Consider the following 25,610-nt stretch of genomic DNA (forward strand, 5'->3'; position numbering starts at 1 on the left):
TCAGCCCTCCAGAAAGGCGTGCAGTGCCTTGGCCAGCAGCCGCGGGTCCTGCGCTCCGCACAGTTCCCGTGCCGAGTGCATGGACAGGATCGCGATGCCGATGTCGACGGTGGCGATGCCGTGCCGGGCGGCGGTGATCGGCCCGATCGTGGTGCCGCACGGCATCGAGTTATGGGAGACGAAGCTCTGCCAGGGCACCCCGGCGCGCTCGCAGGCGGCGGCGAAGACAGCCCGCCCGGCGCCGTCGGTGGCGTATCTCTGGTTGACGTTCACCTTCAGGATCGGGCCGCCGTTGGGCCGTGGGTGGTGACCCGGCTCATGGCGCTCGGCGTAGTTGGGGTGGACGGCGTGGCCGGTGTCGGAGGACAGGCAGACGGTGCCCGCGAAGGCGCGGGCCCGGTCCTCGTACGCGCCGCCGCGGGCGAAGACCGAGCGCTCCAGCACCGTGCCGAGCAGCGGGCCGTCGGCGCCGGTGTCGGACTGGCTGCCGTTCTCCTCGTGGTCGAAGGCGGCCAGTACCGGGATGTACGGCAGCTCCTGACGGGAGGCGGCGGCGATGAGCGCGGCCGTACCGGCGTGCACGGAGACAAGGTTGTCCATCCGGGGACCGGCGAGCAGCTCGCGGTCCCGGCCGAGGTAGGCGGGCGGCTCGACGCTGTGCGTCATCAGGTCCCAGCCGGCGATCTCCTCGGCCGCGACACCGGTCTCCTCGGCGACGAAGCGGATCAGGTCGCCCTCCTCGACGCCGCCGAGCCCCCAGATGGGCGTCATATGGCGCTGCTTGTCCAGCTTGAGGCCCTCGGTGTTGACGGACCGGTCGAGGTGGACGGCGAGCTGGGGCACTCTCAGCAGCGGCCGGTCGATGGTGACGAGATGGTGTGAGCCGTCCCGGAGGGAGATCCGGCCGGAGAGCCCGAGGTCGCGGTCGAGCCAGGTGTTGAGCAGCACCCCGCCGTAGACCTCGACGGCGATCTGTCTCCAGCCGTGCGCACCGGTGTCGGGAATGGGCTTGACTCGCAAATTGGGAGAGTCGGTATGGGCACCGACAATTCGGTACGGAGTGGCGGGGTCCGCCCCCTCCGGTACGTACCACGCAATGATCGCACCGCCCCGCAGCACGAACCGACCACCGGCCGCGCCGTCCCAGGACGCCGTCTCCTCGATCCGCTGGAACCCGGCCTTCTCCAGCCGCTCAGCGGCGCTCGCCACAGCGTGGTACGGCGATGGGCTGGCGCGGAGGAAGGACATCAGGTCATCGGTGTGGCCGCGGTCGATGCCGGGTTGTGCGCTCATGTGCTCAGCATAGATTCGCCGGGGGGTGGCTCGCCCTGGTGCGGGTCGTGGCATCCATCTGTGGGGCCACGTTGATCCAATCTGATGAAAGCACGTCAGGTAAGGCGAGAATTCGGGAGAATCGGTCGATATTCCCCGTGTACCGAGCAACGCCGCACTGAGTCGTAACTCAAGGGGATACCGGATGCGCGTTCTTCGCCACCTGCTTGTCGTTCTGGGATCGCTGCTGCTGCTGTGCGCAGGCGGACCTGCCATGGCCAAGCCCGTCACGGATTTCGCCGCGGGGCTGTCACCCGTGGCCGCCCCGGAGCCGGCAGCCGCGCCCTCGCCCGGCCCGCGTCCGGGGAACGGCGGGGACGGTGAGGGCAAGGGCCACCCTCCCTGTCAGACCAGGGACCGCATCGGGGGGACCAGCATTGCACCCAACCCGCCACGCGAGCGCTACTACCAGGGTGACTGGCGGCTCGGCCCCGCGCAGCTCCCCCGGTACGGCGCGATCGGGCGGATGCTCGAAGGCTATGAACGGCTCGACCACTTCCCCACCTCCTCCGCGTTCCTCGACTGCTACTGGGACGAGCAGACCAGCGGCTGGTGGTTCCCGTACCCCGACGGCTGGGTGCTGCTCAACGGAACGCCGCTGCACACCACGATCAGGCTGAAGGTCGGTCAGAAGGTCGATCTCTTCGGGAGCGGTTTCGGCCACTTCCTCGCCCCGGCGGGCACGCCCTACGAGGAGCGCGCGCTGCCGCCCAGCAACCTCAACACCATCGACCCGGCGTATCCGAACGGCTATCACCTCTACGAGGTCACCGAGCCCTTCTTGGTCGAGGCCGGTCCCATCCGGCCCTGGTTCGGACAACCCGGCTTCGGGCTGCAGTATTTGACCGGGCCTTCGATCCCCCAGTTGGTCGCGGCGGGTAATCTGCGCGCACTCAACTGAGGGCGGATCCTGAACCGGTGGACAGAACGGAACTCGTCTCAACCCTGCGCGACGAGCAGGTGCCGGACGCGCTGTACGACATCCCGGGAGTGCGGGACATCCCGGTCCAGCCGGACGCCTACTACTACCTGCGCCCCGCACCGGACGGTGGCTGGGAGACCGGGCTGAGGGAGCGCTCCCTGGACCGGGACACCAGCCGGTTCGCCACGGAGGACGAGGCGTGCCGGGATCTGCTGGAGAAGCTGAGGGCCCGCCCGCGCCCGCCGGAGGGCGGGGGCGAGTCGGTCGACGAGCTCCTCGCACAGGGCGAGGAGCTCCGGCGGTGGGCCCGTGAGGAGGTCGAACGGGCCCTGCGGGAGCGGCCGCCCGACGACGAGGAGCGGACGGTGAACGGCGACGAGAAGCGGTGACGACGCCCGCGGGCACAGGCCAGGGGGCCGGTCGCCCCGCTGGAGGATGGGACGGCCGGCCCCCTGGACGAGGGAAGAGTGCTCTCAGAACGCGGACTCGTCCAGGTCCATGAGCCCCTTGTCGACCGACTCGGCCAGCGAGCGCTGCACCGAGACGCCCGGCAGCACCTCGTGGGCGAAGAACTTCGCCGCGGCGATCTTGCCCGCGTAGAAGGACCGGTCCTTCGTGGAGGCGGTGCCCACCTTCTCGGCGGCGACGGCCGCGCCCCTGAGGAGCAGGTAGCCGATGATCACGTCGCCGGAGGCCAGCAGCAGCCGGGTGGAGTTGAGGCCGACCTTGTAGATCGAGCTGACGTCCTGCTCGGTGGCGGCCAGGTCGGTGAGCATCGCGCCGACGATCGCCTCCAGGTCCACCGCGGCCTGGGCCAGCTGGTCGCGGGCGGCTTCCAGCTCCTCACCCCCGGCGGCCTCGGCCAGGAACTTCTTGATCTCCTCCGAGACGACGGTCAGGGCCTGGCCCTGGTCCCGGACGATCTTGCGGAAGAAGTAGTCCTGGCCCTGGATGGCGGTGGTGCCCTCGTAGAGCGTGTCGATCTTGGCGTCCCGGAGGTACTGCTCCAGCGGGTACTCCTGGAGGTAGCCGGAGCCGCCGATGGTCTGCAGGGACTGCGCCAGCTGCTCGTACGCCTTCTCCGAGCCGTAGCCCTTGACGATGGGGAGCAGCAGGTCGTTGAGGCGGCTCAGGGCGGAGGCGTCCTCGCCCGCGGCCTCCTTGACCAGGATCTCGTCCTGGACGGAGGCGGTGTAGAGGACCAGTGCGCGCAGGCCCTCCGCGTACGCCTTCTGCGTCATCAGCGAGCGACGCACGTCCGGGTGGTGGGTGATGGTGACGCGCGGGGCGGTCTTGTCGGTGAACGCCGCCAGGTCCGGGCCCTGCACCCGCTCCTTGGCGTACTCCAGGGCGTTGAGGTAGCCGGTGGAGAGGGTGGCCATGGCCTTCGTGCCGACCATCATCCGGGCGAACTCGATGATCTTGAACATCTGGCGGATGCCGTCGTGCTTGTCGCCCAGCAGCCAGCCCTTGGCCGGGTGGTCGGCGCCGAAGGTCAGCTCACAGGTGTTGGAGACCCGCAGACCCATCTTGTGCTCGACATTGGTGGCGTAGACGCCGTTGCGCTCGCCGAGCTCACCGGTCTCCCAGTCGAAGTCGTACTTGGGGACGATGAACAGCGACAGCCCCTTGGTGCCGGGCCCCGCGCCCTCGGGCCGGGCCAGCACGTAGTGGATGATGTTGTCGGAGAGGTCGTGCTCACCGGAGGTGATGAACCGCTTCACACCCTCGATGTGCCAGCTGCCGTCCTCCTGCTGGACGGCCTTGGTGCGGCCCGCGCCGACGTCGGAGCCGGCGTCCGGCTCGGTCAGCACCATGGTGGAGCCCCACTGCCTGTCCACCATCAGCTGGGCGATCTTGAGCTGCTCCTCGGTGCCCTCGTCGTACAGCACACCCGCGAAGGCCGGGCCCGAGGCGTACATCCAGATCGGGGTGTTGGAGCCGAGGATGGTCTCGGCCGAGCCCCACAGCAGCGAGCGGGGGCAGACCGTGCCGCCCAGCTCCTCCGGGACGCCCAGCCGCCACCACTCGGCCTCCATGTAGGCCCGGTAGCTCTTCTTGAACGACTCGGGAAGCGGCGCCGTGTGGGTCTTGGGGTCGAAGACGGGCGGGTTCCGGTCGGAGTCGGTGTAGCTTTCGGCCAGCTCGTGCTCGGAGAGCCGGGATATCTCCGCGAGCACGCTCTTGGCGGTCTCGACGTCCATCTCCGTGAACGGTCCGGTGCCGTACACCGTGTCCCGCCCGAGCACCTCGAAGAGGTTGAACTCGATGTCGCGGAGATTCGACTTGTAGTGCCCCATGGCGACGGCTCCGTAAGGGATCGGGAGGCCAGGACCTCTGTGTTGACGCGTATCAGATCAGCTGTCGCCATGATGCTACCCGTGGGTAATAAAGGGCAACCCTCAACCGGGTAACTGTGACTCAGTACGCTTCTTCGCATGTACGGCTACGACCAGAACGCGAGCGCAGGGCAGGGTTATGCCGCTCCGCCACCTCCGCCGCAACAGCAGCCGCATGCGTCACATCACGCGCAGGCGGGTGCGGGCTACGGCCAGCAGCCGCTCTACCCGGAGCCCTCGCCGCCGTCGCTCGCCGACGCGGTGCGCGCCTTCACCACCGGTTCGATGTCGGCCGAGGACTTCCAGCAGATCTTCGCGGGCTCGAAGGTCTACTGCCCGCGCGGTGACAACCCCGGCTTCCTGGCGCTGCACAACACCCAGCAGCCGGTGATCCCCATGTTCACCTCGCTCAAGGAGCTGCGGCGGTATGCGGGCAAGGAGTCCAAGTACTTCGTGATCACTGGCGCCGAGGTGATCGACCTGCTGCCCACCGGCTACGGCTTCGTCCTCGACATGGAGGGTGAGCACCGGATCGTCTTCGACGCGAAGGCGGTGGAGCAGATGGTGGACTTCGCGATGAGGCGTATGTACGGATAGGTCCGAATATAGCCGTTCGCCCCGCGGGGTCCTCGGGTGGAAATAAAGGCCCTCTTGCGAGTCGTTCACCATTCAATTAAATTGAATGGTGAACGACCGAGGAGGCCGTCATGCCCGCAGTGACCGTAGAGAACCCGCTGACCCTGCCGCGCGTCGCGGCACCCGCCGAGGCACGACAGCGCCCCGTGCTCGCTGTCACGACCGCTCCCAGCGGTTTCGAGGGCGAGGGATTCCCGGTGCGCCGGGCCTTCGCCGGTATCGACTACAAGCACCTCGACCCGTTCATCATGATGGACCAGATGGGCGAGGTGGAGTACGCGCCGGGCGAGCCCAAGGGCACCCCCTGGCACCCCCACCGCGGCTTCGAGACCGTCACGTACATCATCGACGGGATCTTCGACCACCAGGACTCGCAGGGCGGTGGCGGCACGATCACCAACGGCGACACCCAGTGGATGACGGCCGGCTCGGGTCTGCTCCACATAGAGGCGCCGCCGGAGTCGCTGGTCATGTCGGGCGGCCTCTTCCACGGTCTGCAGCTGTGGGTGAACCTCCCGGCCAAGGACAAGATGATGGCGCCCCGCTACCAGGACATCCGCGGCGGCAGCGTACAGCTGCTGACGACCCCGGACGGCGGCGCGCTGCTGCGGGTCATCGCCGGTGAGCTGGACGGCCACCAGGGTCCCGGTATCACCCACACGCCGATCACGATGATCCACGCCACCCTGGCGCCGGGTGCGGAGATCACCCTGCCGTGGCGGGAGGACTTCAACGGCCTCGCGTACGTCCTCGCGGGCCGCGGCACCGCCGGCACCGAGCGCCGCCCGGTTCAGGTGGGCCAGACGGCGGTCTTCGGCGACGGCGGCGCGCTGACCGTCCGCGCGGACGAGAAGCAGGACTCCCACACCCCGGAGCTCGAAGTCGTCCTCCTGGGCGGAGCGCCCATCCGCGAGCCGATGGCCCACTACGGCCCGTTCGTCATGAACACCCGCAAGGAGCTCCAGCAGGCGTTCGAGGACTTCCAGAAGGGGCGGCTGGGCACGATCCCGGCCGTGCACGGGATGTCCGAGGGCGGCCTGTAAGGCTCGCCGGGACCACACGCGAACGCCGGGACCACACGCGAACGCCGGGACCACACGCGAACGCCGGGACCACACGCGAACGCCGGGACCACACGCGAACGCCGGGACAACACGCGAACGAGCCCCGTCCGGATATGGACGGGGCTCGTCCGCGCTTATTCGGCGGTCGCCGCGCGGCTTTCCGTGGTGTCTCAGTGTTGCCCGGCGCGACGCTTCCGGGTCACGAATGCGAATGCCGCGCCGGTGCCGGCCAGCAGGGCACTGAGGGAGATGATCGTCAGCAGGCCGGACGTACCGGTGTTGGCCAGCGAACCGCCGCCTCCGCCGGTCCCGGAGCCTCCGCTGGTCCCGGAGCCTCCGCTGGTCCCGGAGCCTCCGCCACTCTGGGGGCCCGGGTTGTTGGGCGGCTCAGACGTGGGCGGCTCGGACGACGACGGAGTGGGCGTCGGCGTGGGAGTCGGCGGTGTCTTCTTGGGGATGTACACGCCGGCGTCGATGGTGTGATCGACTTCTCCCGGCTTGTCCGGAGCGGTGACTGGTGCCTGTCCGTTGCACAGTCGCCCGGTCTTCGGCGGGGTCACATTGGAGTCGTGTGCCCGGTTGTCACCGGCTCGCGGGAGTGTGAACCGCAGCTTGGTGGCCGCCGGCTGGGTCGGTACCTCGTTGGTGTCCGCGGTACACACATCGAACTGCACCGTGTATTTGGCGCCTGGCTTGAGTGTGTAGGCGGCGCCGACTCCACCGAAGTAGTACTCGCCGGCGGCGTCGGTCTTGGTCGTGGCGACCTGCTTGCCGTCCGAGTCCAGCAGGTTGACCGTGGCGTCCGGCAGCGGCACCTCGTTGCGACCCTCGGGGTCCTGGATGCCGTTGTGGTCGCCGTCGAACCACACCCGGTTGCCGATCTGGATCGGCGCGTTCGCCGCCTCATAGGCGATATCGCCGAGCCCACCGGCCTTACCGAACCCGTTGTCGTCCGAATCGACGAACTGGTACGCGTTGCCGGCATGGTTGTTGCCGGGCCCCTGACCGGTCTCGATGTTGTAGTAACCGGTCCCGCCAGTGGAGTAGTTGTCGGTCGGGTCCATCTGCGTGCTGACGACCCACTGCTGCTGCGGAATGTAGGCCACCGCCCCTTGGGAGGCTTCGTTGTGCACCCCTTGGGGCTGGTCCGGGTTGGCCTTGTTCCGCACGTAGTCGCCCGGGAAGTATTCGACGACGCCGCTGTTCTGGTTGCCGTCGGTGGCGGGGGCGGCGTGGTTGGGGCAATTCCCGGTGCCCTCCCACGAGTATCCACCGGTGGGATTGGCACAGGCCATGTTGATGTCACCACCGGACATGCCGGCTTCGGGGTCGTCGACGCCCGGCCGGGGGTCCAGCCCGCCACCACTGACCACGTCCATGAACCGGTCGCGGAAACCGAGGATCATCGAACCGTCACGGGCGAAGGCGAGGGTCGAGAGCTCCGGCTGCGGATTGACGAGGGTGTTTCCTCCGTTGACCCTGAATTTGTCCCAGGTCGCCAGGTTGGTGTTCCACGGGTTCCAGTGGTTGGCCTGGTCATCCCCCGCGGCACCGCCATAGACGGTGCCGCGCTCGCCGGTGAGGGGCTGGGTCAGCACGGTGTCGAACCGTTCGCCGTCGTAGGTGTAGACGACGGCTTTCAGGTCTTCGCGCTTCTGTGTGCTCTCCGCGCTGCACACGCCGCCGACGTAGAGCTTGTTGTCGTGGGTGGACAGTGCGAACGGCCGCCAGTCGGTGGACGCGGCGCAGCCCGGGTCCGGGATGCGCACCGTCGCCTTGGGTGCGGACGCGGTGGTCCCGGTCGCGTCGAAGCTGACCAGGCGCCGGGTCAGCAGGTTCACCGCGTACAGCGTCGAACCGTCCTCCGACAGGGCCATGCCGCCGATGCTCTCCTTGCCCGGCGCGTGGACGAACCCGGCGTCCTTGATCATGTTGCTGGCGTCGTGCGGCGTCAGCGCGGCGCCCGGCACCTTCGCGAACAGGGTCGGAGCGCTCCCACCGTCGGTCGGAGTGGTGTAGATCGCTTCACCGCCGTCCGGCCCGTACGGGGTGTACCGCCGGGCGAACGCGCCCTGGAAGATCCGCTTCCGGTCCTTGTCGTAGGCCAGCGCGAACGTCGTGCCCACCTGGTCCTGGGTGTTGAGCGCGGTCGGGCACGCCGTGTCGCCAGGACACGTACCTCGTTTGTCCGTCCCGAACGCCACCAGCGCCCGGGTGTCATTTCCGCCGGCAGCGTTCTGGATCGGCACGAAGTACCGCGAGTCCGGCAGTGCGTAGTCGGCCGGGTTCCAGACGCCGGTGATGACCGAGTCGTCCTTGCCATCCGACACGTCCACGAAGGTCGTGAAGCTGTCGAAGTGGTTTTCCGACGTCGAGGCCGGCGCGGCCTGAAGGTACTTGTTGTACGGCGTTGGGACGGTGACGTCGACGCGGTACTGGCCGCCGGTCAACTCGGTCGACTTCGAGATCACCACCTTTCCGGTGGCATCCGTGGTCCCGGTGACCCGATGGCCGTCGGGGTCCGACACCGCGACCTTCATACCGCGCTGCGGCACGTCCATGGTCTTGTTGATCACGCCGGTGCCGAAGAAATCCCGCAGCACCTCAACGGTCAGGGTGCCGTCGCCAGTGGAAGCGGTGGCCGTCCCGGCCGTCGCGCCCATGACGCCACCCGACACCAAGAGAACGGATAGGCCGACTCGCGCCAGCGGACCCGCACCCTTCCCGGCTGTCCGGTTTAATCTTCCACACACTTTTCGCACAGCCATCACTCTCCCCTCATGATGTGAACCGACCACCCGCTTCCGGCCGCACATCCGCTTCCCGGCCCGGGTGACACGTCGGTCATGAAAAGGGTCCACCGCTGTTTCGGTGGACCCCGTCGTTCTTGGTCGTCTTTGCGGATGTGGCGAATTCAGGGACTCGACAGTGGCTTTTCCAGGCCAGTCGCACTCGTCCTCGCTTCCCCACGCGGAAACAGCACAAGAGTCTGAATAGTCATCCTGAACCGCTCTACCAGCGACGACACTGTAGCGGGTGGCTGCCAAGATCGAGGGGGTAGAGGGTGATCGAGCGGAACAAGTTACCAATGCGTCACGCGCGGCGCATGGAACCGAACAAGGTCCCCCACGGCGCGCGGCCGGTCCGCGAGCCGATGTCGATTGACCGGGCATCGAACGTGATCCGCCCGCCCGCGCTGCGACAGCGCGGGCGGGCGGATCACCCTTCTTTTTCCGTGGTGTCTCAGTGTTGCCCGGCGCGACGCTTCCGGGTCGCGAACGCGAATGCCGCGCCGGTGCCGGCCAGCAGGGCACTGAGGGAGATGATCGTCAGCAGGCCGGACGTACCGGTGTTGGCCAGCGAACCGCCGCCTCCGCCGGTCCCGGAGCCTCCGCTGGTCCCGGAGCCTCCGCCAGTTCCGGAGCCTCCGCTGGTTCCGGAGCCTCCGCCACTCTGGGGGCCCGGGTTGTTGGGCGGCTCAGACGTGGGCGGCTCGGACGACGACGGAGTGGGTGTCGGCGTGGGAGTCGGCGGTGTCTTCTTGGGGATGTACACGCCGGCGTCGATGGTGTGATCGACTTCTCCCGGCTTGTCCGGAGCGGTGACTGGTGCCTGTCCGTTGCACAGTCGCCCGGTCTTCGGTGGGGTCACATTGGAGTCGTGTGCCCGGTTGTCACCGGCTCGCGGGAGTGTGAACCGCAGCTTGGTGGCCGCCGGCTGGGTCGGTACCTCGTTGGTGTCCGCGGTACACACATCGAACTGCACCGTGTATTTGGCGCCTGGCTTGAGTGTGTAGGCGGCGCCGACTCCACCGAAGTAGTACTCGCCGGCGGCGTCGGTCTTGGTCGTGGCGACCTGCTTGCCGTCCGAGTCCAGCAGGTTGACCGTGGCGTCCGGCAGCGGCACCTCGTTGCGACCCTCGGGGTCCTGGATGCCGTTGTGGTCGCCGTCGAACCACACCCGGTTGCCGATCTGGATCGGCGCGTTCGCCGCCTCATAGGCGATATCGCCGAGCCCACCGGCCTTACCGAACCCGCTCTGTTCCCGACTGACGAACTGGTACGCGTTGGCGGCCGGAGCGTTGCCCGGGCCCTGACCGGTCGTGACGTTGTGGTAACCGGTCCCGGAGGTCGCGACGTTGACGGTCGGGTCGAACTCCGTGCTGACGACCCACTGCTGCTGCGGAATGTAGGCCACCGACCCCAGCGCGGTCTCCGCGTGAACTCCGTTGCCGAAGAAGTCGCCCGGGAAGTACTCGGCGACACTCGCGTCCTGGCCGCCACCGGTGGCGGGGGTGGCGTGGTTCGGGCAGTTCCCGGTGCCTTCCCACTCGTATTCACCGGTGGGGGTGGCGCAGGCCATGTTGATGTCACCGCCGGCCATGCCGTTTTCCGGGTCGTTGTTGTCCGGCCTCGGGTCCAGTCCACCCCAGCTCACGACGTCCATGAACCGGTCGCGGAAACCGAGGACCATCGAACCGTCGCGGGTGAAGGCGAGGGAGGCGAGCTCCGGCTGCGGATCGATGTAGACGTTGCCCGCCTTCCGCTCGTCCCAGGTGGCCAGGGAGGTGTTCCACGGGTTCCAGTGGGTGGCCCGGTCGGCGTCGTTGGAACCGAAGACGGAGCCGCGCTTGCCGGTGAGCGGCTGGGTCAGCACGGTGTCGAACCGCTCGCCGTCGTAGGCGTAGACGACGGCTTTCAGGTCTTCGCGCTGCTGTGTGCTCTCTGCGTTGCACACACCACCGACGTAGAGCTTGTTGTCGTGGACCTGAAGACCGAACGGCCGCCAGTCGCCGGAGTTCGCGCAGCCCGGGTCCGGGATGCGCACCGTCGCTTTCGGCGCGGACGCGGTGGTCCCGGTCGCGTCGAAGCTGACCAGGCGCCGGGTCAGCAGGTTCACCGCGTACAGCGTCGAACCGTCCTCGGAGAGGGCCAGACCGCCGATGCTCTCCTTGCCCGGCGCGTTGGTGAACCCGGCGTCCTTGATCATGTTGGTGGCGTCGTGCGGCGTCACCGCGGCGCCCGGCACCTTCGCGAAGAGGGCCGGCGCGCTCCCGCCGTCGGTCGGCGTGGTGTAGATCGCGTCACCGCCGCCCGGCCCGTACGGGGTGTAGCGCCGGGCGAACGCGCCCTGGAAGATCCGCTTCTGGTGCTTGTCGTAGGCCAGCGCGAACGTCGTGCCCACCTGGTCCTGGGTGTTGAGCGCGGTCGGGCACGCCGTGTCGCCAGGACACGTACCTCGTTTGTCCGTCCCGAACGCCACCAGCGCCCGGGTGTCCTTACCGTCGGCGGTGTTCTGGATCGGTACGAAATAGCGCGAGTCCGGCAGTGCGTAGTCGGCCGGGTTCCAGACGCCGGTGATGACCGAGTCGTCCTTGCCATCCGACACGTCCACGAAGGTCGTGAAGCTGTCGAAGTGGTTTTCCGACGTCGAGGCCGGCGCGGCCTGAAGGTACTTGTTGTACGGCGTTGGGACGGTGACGTCGACGCGGTACTGGCCGCCGGTCAACTCGGTCGACTTCGAGACCACCACCTTTCCGGTGGCATCCGTGGTCCCGGTGACCCGATGGCCGTCGGGGTCCGACACCGCGACCTTCATACCGCGCTGCGGCACGTCCATGGTCTTGTTGATCACGCCGGTGCCGAAGAAATCCCGCAGCACCTCAACCGTCAGGGTGCCGTCGCCAGTTGAGGCAGTGGCCGTCCCGGCCGTCGCGCCCATGGCGCTGCCCAACAGTACGAAAGCGCAGAGGCCCACTCGTGCCAGTGGCCCCGTACGCTTCCCGGCTGTCCGGCGTAATCTTTTACATACTCCTCGCACAGCCATCACTCTCCCCTCGTGATGTGAACCGACCACCCGATTCGAGTCGTACATCCGCTTCCCGGCCCCGGGTGACACGTCGGTCATGAAAAGGGTCCACCGCTGTTTCGGTGGACCCCGTCGTTCTCGGTCGTCCTGGCGGAGGTGGCGAATTCAGGGACTCGGGAGTGCCATTCCGAGACGCGGCGCACCTGGCCTCGCTTCCCACACGGAAACAGCACAAGAGTCTGAATTGTCATCCTGAACCGCCCCACCAGCAGCGATACTGTAGCGGGTGTGACCCAAGATCGGGGGGAGAGCAGGGAATGAATAAACGGAACGGGTTAGCAATGCGCCGGGTACGGAGCCCGAAAATCAGACACGTTCTCTCGCGGCGCGCGGCCGGCCGACGCCGATGGCTGCGGCCGCGCTGGGTGGTGGCCGTGACCGGCGGTGTGGCCGTCGCGGTGGCCACGTTCCTGGTCGCCGACAGCGGCTCCGCCCCTGCCGGCCCGAAGGCGTTGACCTCGGATCAGGCGAGCCGTCTGGCGGTCACCCGGTTCCTCAACTACCAGGCGGGCGGGCGCGCCGTGACGATCGACGTGCCGGGCACCGCTGGTGGGCTGACCTTCACCGGATCCATCGACTACCGCCGCAAGGTCGGTTATGGCGCGATGCACGGCACCGGGCGCGATACGTCCAGCGACGGGCTGATCCAGTGGACGGCCACCACCGTGTTCGTCCACCCGATGGGGAAGGCCCCGGCCAAGGCCCCGGCACGGCCGCCGGAGTCGGGCTGGTACAGCCGTCCGCTGCAGAGGTACGGCAGTTCGCTGGACAGTTCGCTGGCCATCGCGCTGAAGCTCGGCAGCGACCGGCCGGACAACGCCGAACTGCTGCCGCAGAACGGTGCCGCCTGGGTGGGGGAGAACCGGTTGGACGGCCATCAGGTGGACATCATGACCGGGCCGAGCGCCCGTGCCACGTCCGGTCCGGCGGGGGCAGCGGGTGCCGTGCGCTACTGGATCGGCTCGGACGGCACCATGTACCGGGTTCGGGTCGGCGTGGCGTCCGCGTCGGAGCCGGTGGTCATCGATTTCGACACCCAGAAGTACGTTCCGGTCCGGCCGGTACCGGGAGTCACCCCGACGCGGTAGCCGCCGCTCAGGACGTCCCCACCCGCGCGCCCGCGGCGAGCAGTGACGCCGACGGCAGCCGGAAGCCCGCCGTGTCCGGTAGCGCCGGAACGGCCGGAACGGCGGTGGCGCCCGCGGTCGTGGCGTTCGGGAATCGCGGCTGACGCTTGGGAGCCGCCACGTCGGTGAACGGGATACCGCCAGGCGCCGTCGGCTTCGCCCAGGTGCCGGACGGCGAGGACGACCGGGCGGGACGCGGGCAGGACGCGGTGGTCGCGAGCCGGGCGGGCACCGTCGTGCGCAGCTCATTGCCGCGTAGGCAGTTGCCCCGTCCCTTCGTGGCGGTGGGGAACGTCCAACCGACGTCAACGCCGTTGGCGGCGAAGGTGTTGTCCAGGATCCGGTTGCCGTTCGGCGGTATGTCAGCGGTTGCGGTGATCACCAGCCCGGCGTTGCTGTTGCCGGCGACTCGGTTGCGGATGAACTGGTTGACGGTGCCGCCGTCGATGCCGATGCCGATGCCCCACCCGCCGTCGGCCTGTTCGGGGGTGGCCGCCTGCTGGTTGGCCGCGATCAGGTTGCCCGCGATGACGGCATCCCGCTGCGGGAGCAACTTCTCCTGGTGGTCGGAGTTGGTGGTGAGCCCGACCCGGTTACCGACGAGACGGTTGCCGACCACGTACATGTCGCCACTGGCGTTGGTGCCTTCGTAACCGACCGCGTTGAGTTCGGCGATGTTGTCCCGCACCACGATGCGACAGGGCTTGCACTGTCCGACATAGATCCCCGAGTCGGCCGAGCCCGAGGTGTACGAGTGCTCGATGACACCGTTTTGCGCGGAGAACGCGTAGATGCCGTACAGCCCGTTGCGGGTCGCGGTCACGTGGGAGACCAGGAACGATTTCAGGAAGGTGACGGGCTCATCGCCGGTGTCGTAGCCGCCGGATTGCCCCGGCATCCCGGCGGCCGCCTTCGCCGAGCCGGTGACCAGGACCCCGTTCTGTGTGTTGTTCTCCACGGTCAGGTTCTCCACGGCCACCCCGGGGGCGGTGACGACGACGCCGTTCGGCTGCCGTAACCGCCCGTCGATGACGACCTTGTCCCGAGACTCGCCGCGAAGCGTGATGCGAGCCTTCGATATCTTCACCGACTCGTGGTACTTGCCAGGCGCGACCAGCACGAGATCGCCGGGCCGGGCCAGGGACACCGCGGCCGAGATCGTCGGGGCGTCGGCCGGCACCTTGATCGTCACATGCTCACCGGACGGTCGTCGGCCGTCGTCCGATCCGTCATCGCCCCCGCCGCAGCCGACCAGCACGGGTGCCAGTGTGCCGAGCACCGCGGCCATGAGACGAAGACGGAGACGAGGCATGGCCTCATCCTGGCACGGACGCTGACGGGATCGCAGGCGGTGATACGGATATGGCGCGGATATGGCACAGTTCACGCTGTGCGCCAAGCCGACTCCCGCCCGTCACGCCGCGCGTTTCTCGGTGCCACCGGCACTGTGACCGCCGTCGGCCTCTCCGCCGGCTGCCAAGCGCGTTCCACCCCGCCGGACCGGTCCGATGCCCCTGCGCCGACCCCGACGGTGTCACCAACGGGCCGGTACCAGGCGGGCATCACGCTTCCACAACCAGCCCAGCGGAACCTGCTGGCCGTGGTGGCCGACCTCGTTGACGCCGCGCCCGTCCGTCCGTTGCTGGCCGAACTCGGCGAGGCCATCCGCACGCTCACCGCGGGGACCGACGCACGGCTGATGGGCCTGGAGCCGGGCGATCTGACCGTGACGATCGGGGTGGGCCCCCGGCTGGTGCGCACGGTCGATCCCGCCCTGCCCGGCGCGAAGGACCTCCCGCGGTTCTCCCGCGAACAGATCGCCTCCCGGGCACGCGGCGGCGACCTGCTGATACAGATCTGCGCCGACGACGCCTTGGTGGTACCGGTCGTGGCTGCCGCGCTTCTGGAGCGGGCCGGTGACCGGATACAGGAACGCTGGCGGCAGTCCGGGGTCCGTGGTGCGAACGTGCCGGTGGATCGGGGCCGTGCCGCGCCACGAAACCTCTTCGGCTTCGTCGACGGCATCGTGGGCCCCCACACGAGGGCCGAACAGGAACGCGACCTGTGGTTGTCCGGGCCGGCTCCGGTCGCCGACGGCACCCTTGCCGTACTACGACGCATGGAACTCGATCTGCCGCGGTTCGCCAAGCTGTCCGTCGCCGAACAGGAAGCGGTCTTCGGCCGCCACCGAGCCACTGGCGTGCCCCTCTCCGGTGGCACCATCGCCTCGGGCCCGGACCTCGGCGCCAAAACGCCGGACGGACGCTACCTCGTCCCGGCGGACGCCCATGCCCGCAGGGCGCACGCCACCGCGGTCGGCGTCGGCCTCATGCTCCGTCGCTCCTACAGCACCGACGGACCCGCCCCCGGCCTGCTCTTCATGAGCTTCCAGAACGACATACGGACCTTCACCAGCACCCTCACCAGCATGGACAATTCCGACGCCCTGTTGGAATACACGACCACGACCGCCAGCGCGACGTTTCTGGTACTTCCCGGTTTCGACGAACAACACCCGCTCGGTTCCCGGCTCTTCCGCTGAACGGCCCGGCCGCCTGGGCGCCATCCCGGCAGGCGCGCCTGGGCGCCATCCCGGCAGGCGCGAGCTGATCACGCGCGGGGGCCGGACCCGTCCGCCGCCGGGTCGGGCCGCGCGTTCGGGCTCGCTTCGTACAGCTCGTACCAGATGCATTTGCCGTCGCCGCGCGGATCCACCCCCCAGTTGTCGGCGAGCATCTCCAGCAGCAGCAGGCCGCGCCCCGACGAGGCCAGCTCGCCGGGCCGCCGGCGGTGCGGCAGCTCGTCGCTGCTGTCGGCGACGTCCAGCCGCAGCCGCCGGGACCCGTGCCGCCCGCTGACCTCGGCCACCAGCAGGGCGTCCCCGTCGGTGTGCACCAGGACGTTGGTGACCATCTCGGAGAGCATCAGCACCGCCGACTCCACCTGGTCCGGGTCGGCCCAGTCGTGCAGCATGTCGCGCAGCTGCTGCCGGGTGCCCGCTATGCGCTCCGGCTCGGCCTGGGCGACCGTGACCGCGGTCCGCCGCACCGGCGCCGAACCGGGCCCGACCAGGCACACCTCCGCCTCCCGGCGGATCAGCAGCAGAGCTATGTCGTCCTCGCGCCGGTCCGCGAGCGGGCCGGTGGTGTGGTGGGAGGGCGGCCCGTGCACGGCCTGCACCAGGGAGTCGGCGAGGGCCTCGAGGTCGTCGGAGCCGAGGCCGTGGGAGGGGAGGGCGCCGGGGTCGTCCGTGAGGGTGGCGGGCCGCTCGAAGACCTTGCGGATCCGGTCCCAGCCGGTCTCCAGATCGTGCCCGCCGGTCTCGATCAGCCCGTCGGTGCACATCAGCAGCGTCTCGCCGGGCTCCAGCACCACCCGGGTGGTCGGATAGTCGGTGTCCGGATCGATGCCCAGCGGCAGCCCGCCCGCCGTGGGCCGGATCATCATCGTGCCGTCGGCGAGCCGGACCGCCGGGTCGGGGTGGCCCGCGCGGGCGATGTCCAGGGTGCCGGCGACCGGGTCCACCTCCATATAGAGGCAGGTCGCGAACCTCGGCCCGTACCGGCCGTCCGGGCCGTCCGGGCCGTCCGGGCCGTCCGGGCCGTCAGGACCGTCCAGCGCCGACAGCCCGGCGAGGAAGCGGGAGGCGCGGGAGAGCACCGCGTCGGGGTGGTGCCCCTCGGAGGCGTACGCCCGGACCGCGATCCTCAGCTGCCCCATGATCCCGGCGGCGTGCACATCGTGGCCCTGCACATCGCCGATCACCAGCGCGGTACGGCCCGAGGGCAGCCCGATCACGTCGTACCAGTCGCCGCCGACCTGCAGTCCGCCGCCGGTCGGCACATAGCGCGCGGCCACCGTCAGCCCCGGGATATCGGGCTTGCTGGCGGGCAGCATCGAGCGCTGCAGCCCGTCCGCCAGCTCCCGCTCGGTCTCCTGGAGCGCGGTGCGGGACAGCGCCTGGGCCAGCATCCGCGCGATCGTGGTCAGCACCGAGCGCTCATCGGGCGAGAACGACACCGGATGGGCGAATCCGGCCATCCACGCGCCGATGGTGCGGCCCGCGACGATCAGCGGCAGAAACGCCCAGGACCGGCGCTTACGGGGCCGGCCGAGCGACCAGGCGGCCGGAAACCGGCCGCGGTACTCCTCCGGCGTGGGCAGATAGACCGCCCGGCCGGTGCGGACCACCTCGGCCGCCGGATAGTCCGTGCCCAGCGCGATGTCGTGAAAAGGGTGATCGGCCCCCGGCCGCGGCCCGTGGTGGCCGATCACCGAGATCCGCTCGCCCTGGACGCCGAAGACCGCGAGCCCCTCCGGGGAGAAGCCCGGCATGGACAGCCCCGCCGCGACCCGCAGCACCTCGGCGGTGGACATCGCCTCCGCCAGCGCCCGCCCCGCGTCCAGCAGGAACGCCTCGCGGTTGCGGCGCCAGTCGCCGGTGACCGGTGGGCCCGCGGCCGAGGTGCCGGGCAGCGGGTCGGGGACTTCCTGGAGGGTGCCGAGCAGGTAGTAGCCGTCCTCGCTGCCGCCCCGCGCGATCGGCCGGGACCGGGTGCGCACGGTCCGCAGCACGGTGCCCTTCTCGTCCACGATGCGCAGCCGGGCCTCGGCCAGGGTGCCCTCGGCCACCGCGAGGTCGACGATCGCCTTGATCTCCAGCCAGTCCGCGGGGTGGAAGCACGCGCGGGCGGCGGCTTCGGGAAGGGTGACGGGCTCGGCGGGCAGGCCCACCAGCCGGGCCGCCTCCGCGTCATAGCTGACAGCGCCCGAGACACTGTCCCAACGCCATAGGCCGGTCGCTATGGCGGCCAGCAGGTCCTCGGTGCGCATTGCACTACCTTATGGGGATTTGCCAACCGCTTACCAGTGAGGGTCGCTGCGCCGGTAGGCTTGGCCGGAAGTTCATGAGGGTACGCACGCCTCCCGATCAGACGACTTGGATGAATGATGCATCGGTACCGGTCGCACACCTGTGGTCAGCTCCGCGCCGCTGACGTCGACACCGACGTCCGGCTCTCCGGCTGGCTCCACAATCGACGGAACCTGGGCGGCATCCTCTTCATCGATCTCCGCGACCACTACGGACTGGTCCAGCTGGTGGTGCGCCCCGACACCCCCGCCAACGAGGCGCTGAGCTCGATCAGCAAGGAGACCGTCGTCCGCGTCGACGGCCGGGTCATCGCGCGCGGCGCGGACAACGTCAACCCCGAACTGCCCACCGGCGAGATCGAGGTCGAGGTCGCCGACGTCGAGGTGCTCGGCGCCGCCGACCCGCTGCCCTTCACGGTCTTCCCCGAGGACGGGGTCGGCGAGGAACGGCGCCTGGAGTACCGCTTCCTGGACCTGCGCCGCGAGCGGATGCACCGCAACATCATGCTGCGCTCCGCCGTCATCTCCGCCATCCGGCAGAAGATGACCGCGCAGGGGTTCAACGAGCTGGCGACCCCGATCCTGTCCGCCACCTCGCCGGAGGGCGCCCGGGACTTCCTGGTCCCCTCCCGGCTGCACGCGGGCAAGTTCTACGCGCTGCCGCAGGCCCCGCAGCAGTTCAAGCAGCTCTTGATGATCGCGGGCTTCGACCGCTACTTCCAGATCGCGCCCTGCTTCCGCGACGAGGACGCCCGCGCCGACCGCTCGCCGGGCGAGTTCTACCAGCTCGACGTCGAGATGAGCTTCGTCGAGCAGGAGGACGTCTTCGGCGTCATCGAGAAGGTCATGACCGAGCTCTTCGAGGAGTTCGGCGGCGGCCGCCACGTCACCTCGCCCTTCCCGCGGATCCCATTCCGCGAGGCCATGCTGAAGTACGGCTCCGACAAGCCGGATCTGCGGGCCCAGCTGGAGCTGCGGGACGTCAGCCACGTCTTCGAGGGCTCCGGCTTCAAGGCGTTCGCGGACAAGCATGTGCGCGCGCTGGCCGTGCCGGACACCGCCGACCAGCCGCGGAAGTTCTTCGACCAGCTCGGCGAGTTCGCCTCTCTGCAGGGCGCCAAGGGGCTGGCCTGGGTCCGGATCGGCGAGGACTCCAAGCTGACCGGGCCGATCGCGAAGTTCCTCACCGACGAGGACGTCGAGAAGCTGATCACCGAGGTCCAGGGCAAGCCCGGCACGTCGATCTTCTTCGGCGCGGGTGAGTTCGACGAGGTCTCCAAGATCATGGGCGCGGTGCGGGTCGAGGCCGCCAAGCGGGCCGGCCACTTCGAGGACGGCGTCTTCCGCTTCTGCTGGATCGTGGACTTCCCCATGTTCGAGCGGAACGAGGACACCGGGCAGATCGAGTTCTCCCACAACCCGTTCTCCATGCCGCAGGGCGGCCTGGAGGCCCTGGAGACCAAGGACCCGCTGTCTATCCTGGCCTGGCAGTACGACATCGTCTGCAACGGCGTGGAGCTGTCCTCCGGCGCCATCCGGAACCATGAGCCGGACGTCATGTACAAGGCGTTCGCGATTGCGGGCTATGACCGGGAAGAGGTCGAGCGCGAGTTCGGCGGCATGCTGCGCGCGTTCCACTTCGGCGCCCCGCCGCACGGCGGTATCGCCCCCGGCGTCGACCGCATCGTGATGCTGCTGGCCGATGAGCCCAACATCCGCGAGACCATCGCCTTCCCGCTCAACGGCAACGCGCAGGACCTGCTGATGGGCGCGCCCAGCGAGGTGGACGAGGCCCGGCTGCGCGAGCTGCATCTGTCGCTGCGCAAGCCGCCGCAGGTCAAGCAGGCCGAGAAGGCCGAGAAGGCGGGCCTGCAGGCCGAGCAGCCCGCCGAGTAGGCGGGGCCGGACGGGACCCACGGGGCGGGGGCGTGCCGAACGGCGCGCCCCCGCCCCGCGTACGCGGTTGGCCGGATGACGCTCTTCCCGCAGCGGCTTGGACGGTCACTCGTTCGAGTAGTGCTGCCGGAACACGGCGTGGGAACCGAACGATCGAATGCGTGGCCAAGCCCAGGGCCACTCACCTGGACAACAAGACCACGGGTGAGAAGCGGACCCGTGGCCCGGCGCAGCTCGACGGGATGCTGACAGAGGCGCGGAATCGTACGCCGTGGCCGCGCGAGGGCTCCAGCGTTCCGCAGCAACAGGTGATCCGGGACTTCGGCAAGTCCCGTGCCCGGGCGCACAAGGACATTCGGGAGCGTGTGCCTCAGCAGCGGCGGGCGGGTATGCCGCGGTGGAAGACGAAGCGCGAGGCGTCGCCGACGCTGAACTACACCCGACGCGGGTTCCGGCTGAGGGACGGTCGTCTGCACCTGGCGGGCGGGATCGTGCTGAGGGCGGTGTGGTTCGCGGGACCTGCCCGCTGAACCGTCCTCGGTGCGCGAGTATCAGGACAGCGTCGGCCACCGGTACTGCTCGTTCGTGGCCTCTGTCCAAGTGCGGCCGCTGCCGGAGACCGGCCGGGTACTGGGTGTGGACTGGGGCGTGAGGGAGACTCGACCACCACCTCGAATGCCCATGACCTCCCGCACGCGCAGTACGGACGCAAGGCAGCCTGAGCCAGGAATCCCCTCCCCTTCAGGGACGGGAGGATTCAAAGCCTCCGGTCCACGCCGCACGGTGTGGACCGGTCCGCGCGGGCGGCCCGGTGCACGGCGCGCAACAGCCGCTTCGGCGTGGTCCGGTGCTGCCATAAGACGGCCTGGACCCCGTACTCCATCACCGCCATCAGCTCCGTCTCCCGGAGCTCGCCCGCGATCAGCACCACCCGCTGCCGACCGCCCCGCACCAGGCGGCGCAGCTCCGCCCCGGCGCGGTCGTCGAGGCGCTCGGCGAGCATGACGGCGACGGCGCCGCGGGGTTCGTCGCCGAGCGGGCGTGGCCGGTCGACCAGCTCGACGCTGGGCTGATGCTGCAGATGACGCACGACCCCGGCCCGGCTGAGCGGGTCGGGGCCGTGGACCGTCACCGTGACACGTGCGTCCGGCACTGCTTCCTCGACTCCCCGGTGGTTATGGACTCCACAGGGTCATCGAGTGGGCTAAACGAACGGTTGCCGCGCGATCAACACGTGCGTGAGCGGCTACGCGGCGCCGCTCGCCGACCGCTACGCGGCGCCGTTGCCGTTCTGCTCCGCGCCGCCGAAGCGCTCCCGGAAGGACTCCAGGTCCTCCTCGGTGATCTTCGCGAAGAGCACCGGGGGAACGGTGAAGGCCGTACCCGCCGGAACCGACGCCAGCGCCTTCGCCTCCTCCCGGCCGACCCAGACCGCGGTGTCCTCGCTCAGCGCGAACGCCGACCGCATGGCCCGCGCCGAGGTCGGGATGAAGGGCTCGGAGACGATCGCGTAGAGGTGGATGAGGTTCATCGCCGTACGCAGGGTGAGGGCCGCGGCCTCCTGGTCGGTCTTGATCTCCAGCCAGGGGGCCTTCTCCTCCAGGTAGGAGTTGCCCGCGCTCCACAGGGCGCGCAGCGCCGCCGCGGCCTTGCGGAACTGGAGCGTGTCCATGTGCTCCTCGTACTCCGCCAGCAGCCGCGCGATCTCCTCGCCCAGGCGCTCCTCCGCCTCACCGGCCGCCTTCCCGGCCGGGACCTCGTCGCCGAACCGCTTACGGGAGAAGGACAGCACGCGGTTGACGAAGTTGCCGAGGGTGTCGGCCAGGTCCTTGTTGACGGTGGCGGTGAAGTGCTCCCAGGTGAAGGAGGTGTCGTCGGACTCCGGGGCGTTCGCCATCAGGAAGTAGCGCCAGTAGTCGGCGGGCAGCACCTCGAGCGCGGCGTCGGTGAACACCCCGCGCTTCTGGGAGGTGGAGAACTTCCCGCCGTAGTACGTCAGCCAGTTGAACGCCTTGACGTAGTCGACCTTCTTCCAGGCGTCCCGGGTGCCGAGGAGGGTGGCCGGGAACATCACCGTGTGGAACGGGACGTTGTCCTTGGCCATGAACTCGGTGTAGCGGACGGTCTCGTCCACGTCGTACCACCACGACTTCCAGTCCCGCTGCTCCGGGTCTGTGTCTCGCGCGGCGTCCGCCCACTCCTTCGTCGCACCGATGTACTCGATCGGCGCGTCGAACCAGACGTAGAAGACCTTGCCCTCGGCCGCCAGCTCCGGCCAGGTGTCGGCCGGCACCGGCACGCCCCAGTCCAGGTCGCGGGTGATCGCCCGGTCCTGCAGCCCCTCGTTCAGCCACTTGCGGGCGATCGAGGAGGCCAGCGTCGGCCAGTCCTTGCCGCGCTCGTCGACCCAGGCGGCGACCTCCTCCGCCAGCTTGGACTGGAGGAGGAAGAGGTGCTTGGTCTCCCGGACCTCCAGATCGCTGCTGCCGCTGATCGCGGAGCGGGCGTCGATCAGGTCGGTCGGGTCGAGCACGCGGGTGCAGTTCTCGCACTGGTCGCCGCGGGCCTTGTCGTAGCCGCAGTGCGGGCAGGTGCCCTCGATATAGCGGTCGGGGAGGAAGCGGCCGTCGGCGTTGGAGTACACCTGGCGGATCGAGCGCTCCTCGATGAAGCCGTTCGTCTTGAGCTCACGCGCGATCGTCTGGGTGATCTGCACGTTCTGCGCGGAGGAGCTGCGGCCGAAGTAGTCGAAGGCGAGCCCGAAGCCGTCGTAGATCGCCTTCTGCGCCTCGTGCTGCTGGGCGCAGAACTCGTCGACCGGCAGCCCGGCCTCCTTGGCGGCCAGCTCGGCCGGGGTGCCGTGCTCATCGGTGGCGCAGATGTAGAGGACGTCATGGCCGCGCTGGCGCATATAGCGGGAGTAGACGTCGGCCGGGAGCATGGACCCCACCATGTTGCCCAGGTGCTTGATCCCGTTGATGTAGGGAAGGGCGCTGGTGATGAGGTGTCGAGCCATTGCAGGCTGCTCCCGAGTCGATACGGTAAGTGACGTCCGGCTCTACTGAGCCGCCCATATCGTATCCGAGTGACGAGGGCCACCCGCGCGGCGTTTTTCCGCGGCGGATGGCCCCCGGGGTGGCGCCGGTGCGGCGCCTGGTCGGGTGGGATCGCTCGTCAGCCCTGCTCGCGGGCGGCCAGCCAGCCCGGGAACTTCTTCAGGATCTCCCGGTACAGCTCGGCGTCGGCGACCGTACGGGGGTCGAGCCCGGCGTGGAAGAAGCCGGTGTTGTCGACCGCCCGCTTCTCCGGGACGGCGAGGGCGGGCGAGGTGTCCAGCTTCCGCAGGAAGTCGAACCCCTTCGCCTCCGGGTCCCCGAACGCCAGGAACTGCCAGAACAGCGGCAGCCCCGCCGCCTCGCACAGCGCCTTCTCGGCGGCGGTCTTGGCGGTGGGCGCGCCGTCCGTCTGGAAGATCACGAACGCGGGGTCGGTGGTGCCGGATGCCTTGTAGTGCTCGATGACGGCGTGGACGGCGGTGTGGTAGTTCGTCCGCCCCATGTGGCCGAGCGAGCCGTGCAGCTCCTCGATGCGGCCGGAGTGCTGGTCCAGCTCGAGGTCGGCGGTGCCGTCGATGTCGGTGGAGAAGAACACGACGGGCACGGTGCCGGTGGCGTCGAGCTGCGCGGACAGGGCGAGCGCCTGCTCGGCGAGGTGCGACACGGTGCCGTCCTTGAAGTACCCGCGCATCGACCCGGACCGGTCCAGCACGAGGTAGACGACCGCCCGCTGCCCGGCAAGCCCATGCGCCTGGATGGCCTCCCCCGCGGCGGCGAAGGCCCCGACCAGCCCGGGCGCCCGCGATGCGAGGTCGGTGGGCGTGATGGCGGATGCGGTGGTGGTGGCAGGTGCGGTGGCGGGTGCTTCGGTCTTGGTGGCGGCGGGGGCGGCGGCCGCGGCCGCCACCGGCTCGGGGTCGACCGCGGGGGCGGCCTCCGCCTCGGCGGGCTCGTCATCGGTCGTGGCCGCGGGGGCGGCCTGGCCGTCAGCCTCTGCTGGTGCCTCGGCTTCGGCCGTGGGCTCGGCCTCGGCACTTGCGTCCGCCGCCGGGGCCGCCGGGGCCGCCGGGGCCTCGCCGTCAGCCGCGGGCTCGGCCTCTACCGTGGCCTCCGGTTCGGCTTCCGGCTTGGCCTCCGACGTGGCGGGCATGACCTCGTCGCTCGGGGCCGCGGGCATGACCTCGTCGTCAGCCTCTGCCGCTGTCTCATTCTCGGGCGTGGCGGCAGTTGCCGTCTCTGCCGTGGCGGGCTCCGGCGCGGGGTCCTCCGCACCCTCGGCCTCGGGCGTGGTGTCGGCCTCCACCGAGGATGCGCCGGTCTCCGGCGCAGGGTTGGCGGTCTCCGCTTCCGGCTCGTCGGTTTCCGGTGCGGGGTTGGCGGTTTCCGCTTCCGGCTCGGCCACGGCGGTCTCCACCGAGGATGCGGCGGTCTCCGCCACCGGCTCGGCGGTTTCCGGCGCGGGCTCGTCGGTCTGCGCTTCCGGCTCGGCGGGCTCCGGCTCGGCCACGGCGGTCTCCACCGAGGACGCGGCGGTCTCCGCCACCGGCTCGGCGGTTTCCGGCGCGGGCTCGTCGGTCTGCGCTTCCGGCTCGGCGGCCTCCGGCGCGGGGTCGGCGGGCTCCGGCTCGGCCACGGCCGTGGTCTCGGCGGGCTCGTCGGCGGTCTTGGTCTCGGCAGCGGCCTCGTCGCCTGCCGTCACCTCGGCTCCGGCGTCGGCACTCGCCTCCGCCGACGCGGCGTCCGCGGCAGCCTCGGGCGCGGTGGCGGGCTCCGCGTCGGCCTCGGCGGGGGACGCCGGTTCGGCTGCCGGTTCGGGCGTCGGCTCGGCTGCGGCGGGAGACGTAGCGTCGTCACCAGCCGCGGGAGTCGGCTCGGCGGCGGGCTCGGGCTCGGACGTGGCCTTCGCCTCGTCCTCGGCGGCGGGCTCGGGCTCGTCCGCCTCCGTCTTCGCCTCAGCGGCGGCCGTTTCCTTTTCGTCGGCCGCTGCCTCGACCGGTGCGTCGTCGCCGGAGGTTGTCGTGTCCTCGGGCGCGGGGGACTTCAGGATCTCGTCGAGAGACTTCAGCGGAGCCGACAGGGCCGGGTCGTGGGTGGATTCGTCGTCGGGGGAGTCCGAGGCCGGTGCTATGTCCACGGCCGGCTCAGGCTTCGGCTCAGCCTTCGGCTGAGGCTCGGTCTCGGGCTTGGCCTCGGCCCCGGACTCCACCTCGGACTTCGGCTCGACGCCGGACTCGTCAGCCTTCGGCTCGGCGTCCGGCTCGGCCTTGGACTCCACCTTCTCGTCTGCCGTCTGCTCTGCCGTCGGCGCTGCCGTCCGCTGTGCCGACTTCTCGGCCGACTGGGGGTCCGGGACAACCTCCGCCTCCGGCGCGGCAGAAGCTTCGTCCACCCCCGTGGTTCGGGAGCGGCCGAAAACTTTGCGCAGTAGGTCCCGTATGCCCATGGGAGATACCTCTCACGTGTCGAGTGCGGTGCATGGCGGTGCATGACCGTGGTGC

16 protein-coding genes and 1 pseudogene are annotated in these 25,610 nt (G+C 69.7%); 8 read left to right on the top strand and 9 right to left on the bottom strand.

Annotated elements, in window-relative coordinates:
- A complete protein-coding gene (locus AS97_RS24015; RefSeq protein ID WP_137966631.1) occupies positions 1-1,293 on the bottom strand; it encodes a M18 family aminopeptidase in 1,293 nt (430 codons plus the stop codon).
- A gap of 184 nt (positions 1,294-1,477) precedes the next feature.
- Here AS97_RS24015 and AS97_RS24020 point away from each other — a divergent pair, with 184 nt between their 5' ends.
- Together AS97_RS24020 and AS97_RS24025 are read left to right on the top strand one after the other, a co-directional pair.
- Complete coding sequence (locus AS97_RS24020; protein ID WP_247204471.1) at positions 1,478-2,233, top strand: TNT domain-containing protein; 756 nt, start codon at positions 1,478-1,480, stop codon at positions 2,231-2,233.
- A gap of 17 nt (positions 2,234-2,250) precedes the next feature.
- A complete protein-coding gene (locus tag AS97_RS24025; protein WP_059143802.1) occupies positions 2,251-2,643 on the top strand; it encodes a hypothetical protein in 393 nt (130 codons plus the stop codon).
- 84 nt (positions 2,644-2,727) lie between these two features.
- Here the strand turns inward: AS97_RS24025 and AS97_RS24030 are convergent, their stop codons facing one another.
- On the bottom strand, positions 2,728-4,554 hold the full coding sequence (locus AS97_RS24030) for an acyl-CoA dehydrogenase (RefSeq protein ID WP_059143803.1): 1,827 nt from the start codon (positions 4,552-4,554) through the stop codon (positions 2,728-2,730).
- A gap of 138 nt (positions 4,555-4,692) precedes the next feature.
- On the opposite strand from AS97_RS24030, the gene AS97_RS24035 reads away from it, so the two are divergent.
- Both AS97_RS24035 and AS97_RS24040 read left to right on the top strand, forming a co-directional pair.
- Positions 4,693-5,190 (top strand): SseB family protein, encoded by a 498-nt coding sequence (locus AS97_RS24035; protein WP_059143804.1) that lies wholly within the window; start codon positions 4,693-4,695, stop codon positions 5,188-5,190.
- Between the two features lie 110 nt (positions 5,191-5,300).
- A complete protein-coding gene (locus tag AS97_RS24040) occupies positions 5,301-6,272 on the top strand; it encodes a pirin family protein (RefSeq protein ID WP_125759975.1) in 972 nt (323 codons plus the stop codon).
- A 191-nt stretch (positions 6,273-6,463) separates the two neighbouring features.
- Here AS97_RS24040 and AS97_RS24045 read toward each other — a convergent pair whose 3' ends face one another.
- Positions 6,464-8,956, bottom strand: a complete 2,493-nt coding sequence (locus AS97_RS24045; protein WP_247204823.1) for an SdrD B-like domain-containing protein — start codon at positions 8,954-8,956, stop codon at positions 6,464-6,466.
- 580 nt (positions 8,957-9,536) lie between these two features.
- Positions 9,537-12,014, bottom strand: coding sequence for an SdrD B-like domain-containing protein (locus AS97_RS24050; RefSeq protein ID WP_247204472.1), 2,478 nt, complete (start codon positions 12,012-12,014; stop codon positions 9,537-9,539).
- Positions 12,015-12,559: 545 nt separating this feature from the next.
- On the opposite strand from AS97_RS24050, the gene AS97_RS24055 reads away from it, so the two are divergent.
- The gene (locus AS97_RS24055; protein WP_059149208.1) at positions 12,560-13,249 is read left to right on the top strand and encodes a hypothetical protein; all 690 of its coding nucleotides are present in this window, start codon (positions 12,560-12,562) and stop codon (positions 13,247-13,249) included.
- Between the two features lie 7 nt (positions 13,250-13,256).
- Here AS97_RS24055 and AS97_RS24060 read toward each other — a convergent pair whose 3' ends face one another.
- Positions 13,257-14,600, bottom strand: a complete 1,344-nt coding sequence (locus AS97_RS24060) for a right-handed parallel beta-helix repeat-containing protein (protein ID WP_185929756.1) — start codon at positions 14,598-14,600, stop codon at positions 13,257-13,259.
- 78 nt (positions 14,601-14,678) lie between these two features.
- Here AS97_RS24060 and AS97_RS24065 point away from each other — a divergent pair, with 78 nt between their 5' ends.
- A complete protein-coding gene (locus AS97_RS24065) occupies positions 14,679-15,830 on the top strand; it encodes a Dyp-type peroxidase (RefSeq protein ID WP_210565625.1) in 1,152 nt (383 codons plus the stop codon).
- Positions 15,831-15,898: 68 nt separating this feature from the next.
- Here AS97_RS24065 and AS97_RS24070 read toward each other — a convergent pair whose 3' ends face one another.
- On the bottom strand, positions 15,899-18,121 hold the full coding sequence (locus AS97_RS24070; protein ID WP_210565626.1) for a SpoIIE family protein phosphatase: 2,223 nt from the start codon (positions 18,119-18,121) through the stop codon (positions 15,899-15,901).
- A gap of 117 nt (positions 18,122-18,238) precedes the next feature.
- On the opposite strand from AS97_RS24070, the gene aspS reads away from it, so the two are divergent.
- A complete protein-coding gene (gene aspS, locus AS97_RS24075; RefSeq protein ID WP_125756774.1) occupies positions 18,239-20,056 on the top strand; it encodes an aspartate--tRNA ligase in 1,818 nt (605 codons plus the stop codon).
- 161 nt (positions 20,057-20,217) lie between these two features.
- Positions 20,218-20,772, top strand: a pseudogene (locus tag AS97_RS24080) (transposase); the annotation flags it as partial.
- Between the two features lie 41 nt (positions 20,773-20,813).
- Here AS97_RS24080 and AS97_RS24085 read toward each other — a convergent pair.
- The 3 genes from AS97_RS24085 to AS97_RS48640 form a co-directional block, all read right to left on the bottom strand.
- Positions 20,814-21,209, bottom strand: a complete 396-nt coding sequence (locus AS97_RS24085) for a hypothetical protein (protein WP_059149200.1) — start codon at positions 21,207-21,209, stop codon at positions 20,814-20,816.
- Between the two features lie 117 nt (positions 21,210-21,326).
- Positions 21,327-23,072: a methionine--tRNA ligase gene (metG, locus tag AS97_RS24090; RefSeq protein WP_086708465.1), complete on the bottom strand. Its 1,746-nt coding sequence runs from the start codon at positions 23,070-23,072 to the stop codon at positions 21,327-21,329.
- Positions 23,073-23,230: 158 nt separating this feature from the next.
- Complete coding sequence (locus tag AS97_RS48640) at positions 23,231-25,555, bottom strand: VWA domain-containing protein (RefSeq protein WP_210565627.1); 2,325 nt, start codon at positions 25,553-25,555, stop codon at positions 23,231-23,233.
- Positions 25,556-25,610: the final 55 nt, after the last annotated feature.

Origin of the sequence: Streptomyces sp. AgN23 (genome assembly GCF_001598115.1) — a bacterium.
GTDB lineage: Bacteria > Actinomycetota > Actinomycetes > Streptomycetales > Streptomycetaceae > Streptomyces > Streptomyces antimycoticus.